The sequence below is a fragment of the Gracilimonas sp. genome (assembly GCF_017641085.1).
Lineage (GTDB): Bacteria > Bacteroidota > Rhodothermia > Balneolales > Balneolaceae > Gracilimonas.
In genome coordinates this window covers 987026-999336 of sequence record NZ_JAEPPI010000001.1, presented here as the reverse complement: position 1 = coordinate 999336, position 12311 = coordinate 987026, and the positions used below count along the sequence as shown (strand labels likewise).

At 41.7% G+C, this 12311-nt stretch carries 5 protein-coding genes; 1 reads left to right on the top strand and 4 read right to left on the bottom strand.

Features of this window, described 5'->3' with window-relative positions; all coding sequences use genetic code 11:
• Nucleotides 1-8: 8 nt before the first annotated feature.
• From JJ941_RS04260 to JJ941_RS04245, 4 genes are all read right to left on the bottom strand, one after another.
• Nucleotides 9-1379 (bottom strand): acyclic terpene utilization AtuA family protein, encoded by a 1371-nt coding sequence (locus tag JJ941_RS04260; RefSeq protein ID WP_290962430.1) that lies wholly within the window; start codon nt 1377-1379, stop codon nt 9-11.
• A gap of 212 nt (nt 1380-1591) precedes the next feature.
• Entirely contained in the window at nt 1592-2230 is a 639-nt protein-coding gene (locus JJ941_RS04255) for a response regulator transcription factor (RefSeq protein ID WP_255135498.1), read from the bottom strand.
• A gap of 89 nt (nt 2231-2319) precedes the next feature.
• The gene (locus JJ941_RS04250; RefSeq protein WP_290962429.1) at nt 2320-5127 is read right to left on the bottom strand and encodes an ATP-binding protein; all 2808 of its coding nucleotides are present in this window, start codon (nt 5125-5127) and stop codon (nt 2320-2322) included.
• A gap of 44 nt (nt 5128-5171) precedes the next feature.
• Nucleotides 5172-5903: a hypothetical protein gene (locus JJ941_RS04245; protein ID WP_290962428.1), complete on the bottom strand. Its 732-nt coding sequence runs from the start codon at nt 5901-5903 to the stop codon at nt 5172-5174.
• Between the two features lie 392 nt (nt 5904-6295).
• On the opposite strand from JJ941_RS04245, the gene JJ941_RS04240 reads away from it, so the two are divergent.
• Nucleotides 6296-12004 (top strand): T9SS type A sorting domain-containing protein, encoded by a 5709-nt coding sequence (locus JJ941_RS04240; protein ID WP_290962427.1) that lies wholly within the window; start codon nt 6296-6298, stop codon nt 12002-12004.
• The last annotated feature ends 307 nt before the right edge of the window (nt 12005-12311 follow it).

Sequence of the window (12311 nt, the reverse complement as noted above, 5' to 3'; positions counted from 1 at the left end):
ATGATTAATTATTTAATTTCGAATAAGGTGACTTTAGGACTCACAGCATCCTTGTCTAACAAAGCCGGCCAGTAAGCTACCACATCGCTTGCCTTGGGCCGACCTCCCGCAAAACCGGTTACACCGCTTGGGCCTGTTAAGATAAGGGGTGCTATTTCCATCCCAAAGCGATTTAAATCATTTTTGCTTTTTCCAGAAACCGAGACCCGCATCTGTATCTCATCGAACTCCGTATTAAGCGCTTCTTCCGTGACCGGAGCCTCTGTGTTTCCGTTATAGCCAATGTACTCTTTGTTGAATTCATCGAAATTGAGACCAAGTACTTCGGCTCTTTTCTCTAGGATTTCAGCACCTTTAATGGCTTTCTTTAGGGCATCCGGCCAGCAGTAAACCAAGGTTGAGGACAGTTTAAATCCGTCATTATAACTTGCTGAAACTTTGTATGTGGGTGTATCGGGTCGGCCTTTGATACCGGTCACTTTAACCCGGTTCGCTCCGGTTTCTTCTACCTTCACGGAAGTAAAATCAGCAATTACATCCGGAGTAATATATTCTGAAGGATCTCCGATTTCATACAACAACTGCTCTTTTACCGTCATCTCACTTACAAGGCCGCCGGTATTTTCATGCTTGGTAACAAAGAAATCCCCGTTCGGATAGGCTTCAATAATGGGGAATCCGATATCTGTGAAATCATCCACCTTTTCCCAATCGGTGAAGTTACCGCCCGAAACCTGAGCTCCGCATTCTATTATATGTCCGGCAATGGTTCCTACCGCCATTTTATCAAAATCGTCCGCTTTCCATCCAAATTCATGGATCATGGGCGCGAGCGTAAGTCCGGTGTCGGTTACTCTTCCGGTGATGATCACATCAGCCCCGGCTTCTAAAGCTTCTACGATAGGCTGGCAGCCAAAATATACGTTTGCACTGAGCAGATCATCCTTTATTTCAGAAATAGGACGCCCGTCGTCCATATTTTTCAGCTCATGGCCGTCTGCTATCAATTCATCAATATTGCTGAGAATATCATCCCCGTTTACAACGGCAACTTTCAAGCCGGTATAGCCTTTTTCTTTGGCTACTTTCAGGATTTCATCCTTACAAGCCATGGGATTTACTCCCCCGGCATTGCTGATTACTTTAATTCCATCGTTTTTGATTTCAGGAAGAACCTGTTCCACAACATTCACGAAATCGCGGGCATATCCCCAATCAGCATTTCTCATGCGTTGTTTTTGCATGATCGACATGGTTACTTCCGCCAGGTAATCCATCACCAGGTAATCAATGGGCCCTTTTTTTGCCTGATTGACGGGTGCGTTGGGCAGATCGCCCCAAAAGCCTTGTCCCGATGCGATGCGAATAAAATCTTTCATAAAAAGCTGCGTGGTTTGTACATCTGAAATTCGCGCTGAATATCGGGATATTTTCGCTGCATGTGAAATTAAAAAAGCCCCGTCTTTATCAAAAGACAGAGCTTTAGTGTATTAGGTTAGTATAGTCTGGAAGGACTAACTGCGCCCAAACTAAAAAGGGATGCTCTAAATGTAACCGCATGACAATGTGGTTCTGACAGAATACAGGGCTGTTAGTCGTTGTCAGGGTCAATGATATGACGGGTAATACCTTTGGCGATGGCTTCGGAACGGGAATGCACTTCCAGTTTTTGGTAAATGTTGCGGATATGATGCCGGACGCCATCCACCGATAAGAATATCTTTTTCCCTATGGCGGCATACGAGCGGCCTGTAGCCAGTTCTTTGAGGATTTGTATTTCCCGATCCGACAGTTCCTCTTCCAGGTCGGCTGCCTTTTGAAAGGTGGCTATCACTTTTCGCGCTATGTTTGGGGTGATTGGAGAACCGCCTTCATGAGCATCCCGAATAGCATGAACCATTTCGTCAGGAGTAACTTTTTTCATCAGGTAACCAACGGCCCCTGCTTTCAAAGCATCGAAAATGTGGTCGTCATCATCATGAACCGTTGCCATAATGATATTCACATCGGGATGATTTTCTCTCATGTACTTAACTCCTTCAATGCCGGTCATTCCCGGCAGACCAATATCCATAATCATCAAATCCACTTTATTGATGGCATCTGATTCAAAGGCTTCTTCACACGAACCAAAACTTCCAATTACCGTTAAATCCCTTTCATGATCGATGAAGGTTTCCCACCCTTCCCGCATGTACTCATTGTCTTCTACGATACCAACTTTTATCACGATAAGCCCTTGTTACTTTGTAAGATGTTTACTGCTTTAAATATAGCCCGTTCCACTGAAAAACATACTACATACTTATGTGGTCTTGGTTAAAGAGGAACTTTTAACATCCATCGGGTTCCGAAACCTTCGGATGTTTTCAGAGAGATCTCTCCGTTTATCTGCTCAGCCCGTTTGTGGATGTTTACCAGCCCGTTCCCTTTTCGAATGCTATCCACATCCATACCTTCTCCATTATCCTGAACTACCAGTTTTAACTCGCCGTTTTCATACTTCATGATTACATCCAGCTGAGTAGCTTGGGAATGACGCACGGCATTGGTTACCATTTCCTTGAAGATCAGCCACAGATGTTGACGTAATTGCATGTCCAGCTTACCGGGAATGAACTCATCAATCTTGAGGCTGTAATCCATCTCTTTACTTTCCAGCAGGTCTGAGGTAAAACGGCGGCACTTTGAAAGAAAAGACAGCCAATCATCATGCTCCGGGTTTATAGCCCACACGATGTCAGTGATTTTTTCTTTGGCGTCATCCGCGCTGTTGGCAATTAAGTTAACAAACCGACTTTTGTCTTTTTTCAGTTTGTCGCTTTTAATAGCCTCTGCAAAGTAACTGATACTGCTAAGCGTGGCGCTTACTTCATCGTGCAGATCGCTGGCAATATTATTCCGTATTCGCTGTACCCGAAGAATCTGGTTAATCCTGATTTTATAAGCCAGGTATAAAATCCCGGCAATGGTAAACGTGTATAACAAATAGGCCCACCAGGTTCGGTACCAGGGCGGGAGGATTTCAAACGGGATAGCATCACTAATCCCAGCTACATCATACACATTCTTACTGCGGACCCTGAACATATATTTCCCTTCCGGGATGTTGGTATAATCTTTCTGGGTTTCGGACGTCCATGTGCTCCAGTCTGAATCAAATCCTTCCAGCTTCACCTGGTACTGGTTGCGGTCAGGGGCCACATAACTGGCAGCTGCATAACTAAACCTGAGCTCGTTATTGGCATAAGGTAAAACAATGGGCTGCTGCGGTTCGCCGAAGCCTCCATAAATCAGCGAGTCTCGGTTGATGTAAATACCGGTGATATTGGTTTTGAAAGCACTTACCGCATTCTTCGAGTTAATTTCCAGAATATCAATACCGTTTGAGGTACCAAACCAAACCTTATCATTGATGCAAGAAATATGACTTACAGTTTCTTCAAAGCCTATTGACTGAAATGGAGTTGATATAGTTTCCCATTTATCATCTTTTCGAGTCGCAAGTTTTACTTTTCGATTCACCCTGAACCAAATCGAGTCCGCCCCACAAACTTCGAATGCATTTACTTGATCTCTTACAAACTCTATATCATTGAAGGTCGAATCTTTTCTAAATTTATCTGCTGATTCGTCAAAGTAGAAAAGACCATTCGTGGTGCCTACTGTCAATTGGTCTTTTAAAACTTCAAAGAATTCAAACCCTCCCCTTTCAGCCAATCTCACAAGATACTTGGTATTTTTTTTATTGAAGTTTCTGTTTCTAAAAATTTGCCTGTCAGCTGTAGTGTACCAGAGTTCGTTATTAAAGAAAATAAAGTCTTCGATATCGTACTCTGAATCAGCTTCTATAAAAATTTCGCTCTCTAAACCGGAATAGAACACTTTGGATATCAAATTTCCCTGAGAAATGTAAAAAAAGTCTGTTTCTGATGGATCTAATCTTACACTATGAACTCCTGATATACCCGTATTTATAAAATTCTCGTTTTCTTTAAAATAGATTCCATTCTCTGTATTGACTATCAAAGAACTTCCGTTTGTTTTCAAACTCATCACTCTTGTGAAAGGTGTATTGAGCTTTTTTATATCCCCAGTGTTAAAGTCTATTTCAAATAACCCTTCAGTTGTACCCGCATATAATTTTCCCCGGAACTCTATAATTCCTGTACTTAAACCCTGATAACCTTTTCTTTCATCAATCCTGTAATTGGGTTTATTTATCAAGAGGTGAGATAAACCGTTATCTAGTGTAACCCATAAATTTTCTTCATCATCTAAAAAAACATCGTAGGTAACATTGGTATTCAACCCTTCTTTAGTTGTGAACACATCATTTATTTTACCCTCCTCACCAATGAAATAGACTCCCCCTGAAACTGTGGCAACAGCTATTTCATTATCATTAATATTGGTGGCCCGGTATGGCCAATGTTTAATAAGAGAATCTGTTAAAGAGCTGTTCAATAATCGAAATTCTCCACCCGTATATAAATGTACTCCTTGTTCCCTGCTAAGAAACAAATAATTATCACCCACTTTTTCTACAACATAGGGCGATACTTCACTAAAAGGATTCGGCTCTAAAATCGGCAATAGTGTATCTTTCTCTACACTGACTAATCCTGTTCCTCTCTTTGTAGTGATTAATTTGTCTTCAAAAAAATGAAGGCGTCTCAGGTAAGTGTCAGACTCAATTACTCGTAAAGAATCACCCTCTAATACAAAAATATGGTGGTCAGCCTGAAAGAAAATAGCGCCTTGATATTCCTTTACATCCCAAACAGTACCAAAGCCAGTCTGTTGATCTTCCGGTAACTTCGAAATAAAACTTTCGGCATAAAAATTAGACAATGAATCTGATTTCAAAACCCCAAAATCATTTAAAGAAGTATAATAGATGTCTCCATCGGTACTTTTCAATAATGCGCGTACAACATCATTGATCGGAAGATGGATAAAAGTCCATTCAATACCGTCGAATCTTAAAATGCCTGAACTATTTCCAAAAAATAAAGTTCCAGTACTATCCTGTGCCATTGCCCAGTTTTGCCTGCTTCCCGGAAAGTCTTCAACACCGTAAAAGTTAATGTCCGGTAATCCCTGAGATTGGACTAAACCGGACATTGACAAACTTGTTAGAGAAAGAAAAAAAATAAACTTACTTATTTTCATCCCCCTCCAGGATCAGTTTCCGGGTGTTCAATATTCGGATCAACATCAGTGAAATATGACTTTATATAATGATTTATCACTTCATCATATTCTTGAAGAATAAAATCTATAAAGTCCTCACTATCTCTAGATGTAAAGTTGAGACTTTTATTTCCTGATCCCGAACATGTAAAACTTTCCCCATCTTTCATTTCGCATGATTTTTCCTCAAATGCTATTTCTGCAAGCTGTGGAGCAATCTGATTACGCTTTACCGAATGTATTTTTTTATAGTGAACCACAGCCTCATACTTTCCTCTTTCTGAAGATTTTCCAAACTCAAAATGATGTGGGATATTAAACCTGATATTTCCTCTGGTTCCAGTTATATCGCCAGGTTTGCCTAATGCTATTTTTACTCCAAATGCTTTAGAACTGTCCATTTTGACACTATCAAGTACAACCACAAATTTTATTTCATCCTTTGGCAACCGGTTCTGAAGGTCATATCGGATATTTGATTTTTTAGGAATGTGATTAATTCTGTTGCTCTGACTCTGTTGTCGCCCCGCTCCTTGTCTTGCAGTGGTATCAATCTCAACAAATACGTTTACATCATAATCCAAATTATTATTGATGCATGTATTGACACCTTGTTTACATTCAGGTTCTGATTGTGCTGAAGCTCGATTAATAAATGCCCATCCCAAAATAAATAGCACAAAAAATGCTTTTTGTATTACTTTCATATTGCTTACCCGATTTAAATTAAAAATGTAAAGGAAATAACGAGATTTTCGCACCCGAAACACCGCATAGGTATGTTGTTTGAAGTAAGCTGTAAATCATCAATAAATCAAGAGAAAGAGAAACATGCATGAGTTCCCAAAGTTGATTCCTGCTTTATATTACTTGAAGTAGCAGTAACACAAATATAATTTGACTCATTAAGATAAGATTCACACATTAGGCTCATTCTTAATTGAAAACTGCATAAACAGGCGGTGATCAATTAATTTTTTTTTCGGTACTTACTAAATACATCTAGTCATTTTTACGGGGAGCGAATAAATAAGTGGGTACGCTTATCTCAACTGATTAGGGGTTACTAAACAAACAATAAATAATACAAGGGGTAATCATGAGATCCAGATTTCTACCATTTCTGTATGCAATTCTTATGCTCTTTTTGGGAACGCAGTATGCGTATGCTCAAAGTGGAGTTTTTCAAGATACATTTGTTACACCAGATTCTGCTGACATTCTCGGCACAAGTACTACGGTATTTGAATTTGACATCGATCCGGGCGTTTTAACCGACAGCCTGGATTACATCGAAGTTGATGTATTCGCTCAAGGTGATACAGTAAATTCAGTTCAGATATATCAAAAAGGTACTGATGCTGATGGTGCCTATGATACATTTGCTGCAAATGAATCTTTTTCAACAACAGGTTTGGCGATTGAGAATACCTATGAAGGTACTTTCGCTCCCAATGCCACAAATTTCTATACCATCCGGGCAAGAGCCTATATAGATGATGATAATGATCCGAATAATGCATCTGTTCTTGACGGAGAGATCTATGTTGATATTTATATAGATGATGATGCTCCGACTGTAGCATCAATCACTTTAGATAATTATTCGGTAGATGATGAACCAAGAATTGGAGGAGATACTCTTAGGGTACAGGTTCAGGATGATTTTCTTGAGTACTCTAATGATGATTTTGTATTTGACTTGTCTGTTTTAGATGGTGTTGATACAACATTCAATGCTGTTGGATCAATAACTGATCATTTCAATGCCGGTACTCTCGTAGATACCACCAGAAATGACTCTTTAGATTATACCTTTACTTTTTTGGTTGATTTGACAGAATTTGTCCCTTCTTCACCTACATCGCCAACTATTGATGTTGATATTACAGATGGTGCTGGTAATGAAACTCAGGCACAAGTTTCTCCAACTGTTAATGACAACACCGCACCCACCGTACAATTACTAACCATAGATGGTGCCGCTCCTACGGCTAATGTTGTTCCGAATGCGAATACAGGTGTGAATACCCTTATCTATGATGTGCGAGATACATATCTAAGCGAAGATAGCTTAAGAGACGATTATAATGTGGATTTAACTCTCTTTGGCGATCTTTTCTCAGGCACTATTCAGGAACATGATGATGCCGGCCGGCTAACCGTTCAGGGAGATACCTTATTTATCTTCAGTGTAAACCTTAAGCCTTATTCTCAAAGTAATGGCAACATTACACTGGAGGTTACCGATGCTGCCGGAAACAGCGGATCTGATACCGACAATGTGGATATCATCGATTTCAATACCGATGACTACTTCCTGATGGAGCCTTATCCGCATACAGCTTTCAACAATAATCTTACAGTTCAGCTTACTCCGGACAAAGAAGGTGAATACACCGGAGCAACCATTCAGCTTTCATCCGATCCAAACTTTGGTGCAGGTAATATTGATACAACCTACACGCTGGATGATGCCGTTCTTAGTGATGTGTTTGATACTCCGGCGAGCCTCGGACTTATCGATGGCAGCATGTATTATGTGCGGGCGGTCGTTTCCGATGCCGATGGTTCTACATTTAACACCAGGGCCAATCCGGTTTTTTACGACACTACTGCACCCTCACTCACAATGGCTCTTCTTGATGCTATTGATTTTGGAGGAACCGACTACATAACCGGTGACAACACCAGAGTTCAATTCAACTCAACAGATGATGATCTGAACGAATTGGATGTAGATGTACAACGGGTACTTATTGATTCAACCACCAACTTCTTCAATGTAACTTCTCTCACCGAATATCCCTTCCGGTTTGCTTTCGACTCGGAGGATTATGACGGAGATCTGACCAATGAGTTGTTTGATGGCATGGTCGTATTCCGAGTTATCTCTACTGATAATCTGGGCAATAACAGCATGCCTATGTACTTCCCGGTCAACGTAGATAACGTATCGGCCGACTATATTCTATCGGAAGTAAACGGTATTGACATCCTTGCCGATAACGCCGATGGCAATTACCCTCCGATTAATGCCGGTGGAGTTCTTACGCTTGAATTCACCCATTATGCGGATGACATAGCCGCTGATGGTGCCGAATTTGAATTAGATTACGGTGGTGATATAATTGTCGGTGAAATAACCGCTCAAACATCTGATACCTATACTGTAGAGTTTGCAATCCCGGATAATGATATGGACGTAGATGTGGATCTGACTCCCGGATCAGGTGATATAACCGTAAACTTTACCGATGTATTTGGGAATGAGAATGAAAACTACATTGGTACTCCAAATGTTGGAACTATCCAGATCTTCAATAATGAAGTACCCTGGGTAGCCTTACTTGACGGGTTCGCCAATAACACCGTTCGCGATACGCTGGAGCTCGACCTTGATCTGCAAAGCAACCGCGAGTTGGTGGACAGCGTCATGATCCAGTATGGTACCTATACCGAAACGGATACTACTTATTCTGAGCTGGTGACGTTGCCAGTAGATTCTCTGGATGGAGCCGGTGATTATACCTATCCATTCCTGACTTCAGGTTTGGCAGATGGTGATTACCTCCTCCGAACCGTCACATACGGTTTTGAATATGATCGATTTGATGGCACCCAGGTAACCGTTGCGGATACCTCCTATGCCCTTCGTATTGACAACACACATAATGGCACAACCGAACGTGTGGCTATTCTTGAACAGCCGGACAATACCTTGCACGGCAGCGAGGATATTACGTTATCAGCAGAAAATGGCGGAGATGCCTACGGTACCCTTTTCGAAGGTAAATTCGTTGCCACCAACCCTATGGTGGAAGAAGACGCAGACACCAATTGGGTTGTTATTGATTCTGTGATTGTGGAAACAACGGATGGCATCTTCACTACCGATGTAGATGAGGCTACACTGGAAACCTTGTTCGATATCGACAATGTGGAGGGGGTATTTACTTTCCGTGCAGTCGGTTTTGACTCCGCAGGAATTTTTCAGAATATCACCGGTAATATGGATGACCCGATGGCGGTAGCCACTATCGAAGTTTTCTACGACGATATCTCCCCGTCCGGAACCATTGCTGTTAACGGCATGTCGATTGAGCACCCTTCCTCTCCTGTTAATTCTGATGACTGGGGTACTCAGTCTTTCACAGACTTCAACGTATGGAGCGGTATGGTAACGATCGGTTTTGAGCTGGATGAAGAAGAAAACGACTTCAACCGGGCTGTTTTGGATATCCGAAGAGGAGCTGCAAGAGAACCGGGCGATTATGATGCCTTCCGTTCTTCTCAGGACCAAACTATAGCCACTCTGACAGGTGCCGGAGCAACATATGAACTGGACGTGGATGATTTAGATCCGGGTGCTGTTTATGTACTTACCATGTACCTGATCGATGACTTTGGAAACCGCTACGAAGCGGGAACAGTCGAGTTTACAGCTGTTGGTCCAAGAGCTCACATTACCGGTTTAAGTGACGAACACGGTGATATTTACGTACAGGCTACTCCACATACACAAACGGCCATTCTGGAAGTTTCTACCGATAGTGGAGCTACCTATGAGCAGGTGTCTGTGATTGAAGACGGTGATTTCGATTATTACACCAGCGCAAGTTATGATGGCTTCAAACAAGCCATGATGAACCTGGAAGATTTCCAGTTACCGTTAGGTAACCTGATGTTCCGATTAACAGCCGGTGAAAATGAAGAGTTGTACGAGTCAGAGTATCAAAACTCTACCACCATCATGATTAACCATTCCGAAAGCTCAGATGTACGAGCTAAAGCCGGGCCTGAGGTAAATCAAATGCAGGGCGTTTTTACCCCTATTACCTCGGATGATATCGATCTTTCTCTCTACAGAGCTAAAGGTGAGATCAATGACATACGAGTGGAAATCGCGCCAATCAATACTAACGACAATGTAAGTCTGTTCCTTTTAGCCGATGAGAATACATTCTCTACGCTAAATGATCTGGAATGGGCTATTTTCCCACGCTGGGCCGGTTATACCGATACAGAGTGGTTTGGAATTTCCAGCCCGCTTGAGGCAATAGATGGTAACTATCTTGGATTCAAAGCTGATGGAAATACCATTCGTTTGGATGATGACATTGATATTACCGGTGGCGGTAAGTTTTTTGCTTACGTAACTACGGTACTACCAACCGGAGAAACCATCATGACACGCGAAATCATTGAAGTACAGCGAGTAGCTGCCCAAAATGGCGGTACAGTTACTTCGCAAGATGGTAACTTCATGATTGACATACAGGAGAATACGCTTGACAGAAATGCCAATCTTATGATTGAAGAAGATCCTTCAAGTTTGTTCTTTACGCACGACAGTGAAGCTCAATACGGCCAGATCGGCACGGCTTATTACCTGAATTCATTTACAAGTAATGCTGTACGTGAAGGACGTAGAGTGAACTTCTCTATTGCTTACAACCCGGCTGACATCATGGACCTTAATGAGAATGGATCCACTGATGATGAAATCGCTGCCCTCTGCGTTGGATTTACCGATGTAGGAGACACCGATATCAGCTTCCAGGGTATTCTTGATAAGCAGATTGATACTGACAATAATATGTTCCATTTCACAATGGACTACCTCCCTACCAATGCCATGCGATTTGCCCTGGTACTTGAAGGAGCAATTGTCAATAATCCGGGGTCAATGAGAGTAGTAAATACTTCCATTGACAGTGATTCGCCTTATGTAAACGAAGATCATTTACTTTCTATCACCGTTTCAGATGATAAAGTAAATAGCTTTGATGAATACTGGGTGATAGTTGATGGCTCAATTGTGGAGTATGACACTAACTTCCCTGATGGATTAGAAAACGGACTCAGACTTGAATCAGATTATGATATCGAAGACCTGAACCTAAATGAAGGTCTGCATACCGTACGGTTTGTAATAACCAACGACAATGGCAACCGCCTTGATGTAACCTACGATTTCATAGTTGATAAGAAAAAGCCTGTAATTTCTCAGGATATTCAGTTCGTAGATATGATTCAATCCGGTCATAAAAACACCCTTTCGTTCAAAGTAAGAGATGCAATGGCCGGCGACCAGCCCGGATCCGGAGTAGCTCTGGACGAAATCTTTGTAGATGTTTACCTGATTGAACCTGACAAGCGTTATGGAGCCTATGATACTGCCTCAGGTACATGGCACTACCGTCAGGATGTCTTCAAGCGATACTTTAAGCAGTATAGCGAAGGTGATTTCATGATGGGCGACGGAAGCCGAAGCGATTCAATGGGCTTGTATTTCGAAGTTGTCTTTAATCAGGAACTGGAAGTTTCCGGTTACGAGTTCGTAGTGCATAACGGTGACTTTGTTTTCGATGAGGATTCTCTGAAAACATGTGAAACCGTATGTAGAGAAGATGATTTCGAAATCGAGAATTATCACGAAGGCGGTATCATGGACAGAGCCTCCAACCAGGCGAATGCGGTTTCATTCACTGTTGGAATTGACCCTACCGTTACTTCGAATGAAGAGGAAAACGTTATTCCTGAAAAATTCCATATGGATCAGAACTACCCGAATCCATTCAACCCAACAACCACTATTCAATATGGCATCCCGGAAGCAAGTGATGTTATAATGAAAGTGTACAATACACTTGGGCAGGAAGTAATGACCCTGGTTAACGATCGTAAGAGTGCCGGAACGTACAAAGTACAGTTCGATGCCGCTACCCTTGCAAGTGGTATGTATATATACCGAATCGTAGCCGGTGACTTCGTTCAAACGAAGAAACTGATGCTGATCAAATAGAACTCAGCGTTTAGTTAAACACATAGTAACTTTAAAGGGCTGCTTTCGGGCAGCCCTTTTTATGTCTTTATATCAGGGTAATATTATCCAGGTATAACATCAGAAAATGGCGGGGTGATTGTAGCAAGAACCAACCTATTGCCGGCCCGTTATGAATGCAACTGATGGTAAGAACTCAGTTTTCTTTGACCCTCACTGCTTTTAATAGATAAGCTATACAAACAAAAAGGCCCGTCATTTCAAAGACAGGCCTTTAGCAGTTCTTTAGGTTAGTAAATCAGAAAAACTCGGTTTGGTAAATTGTACC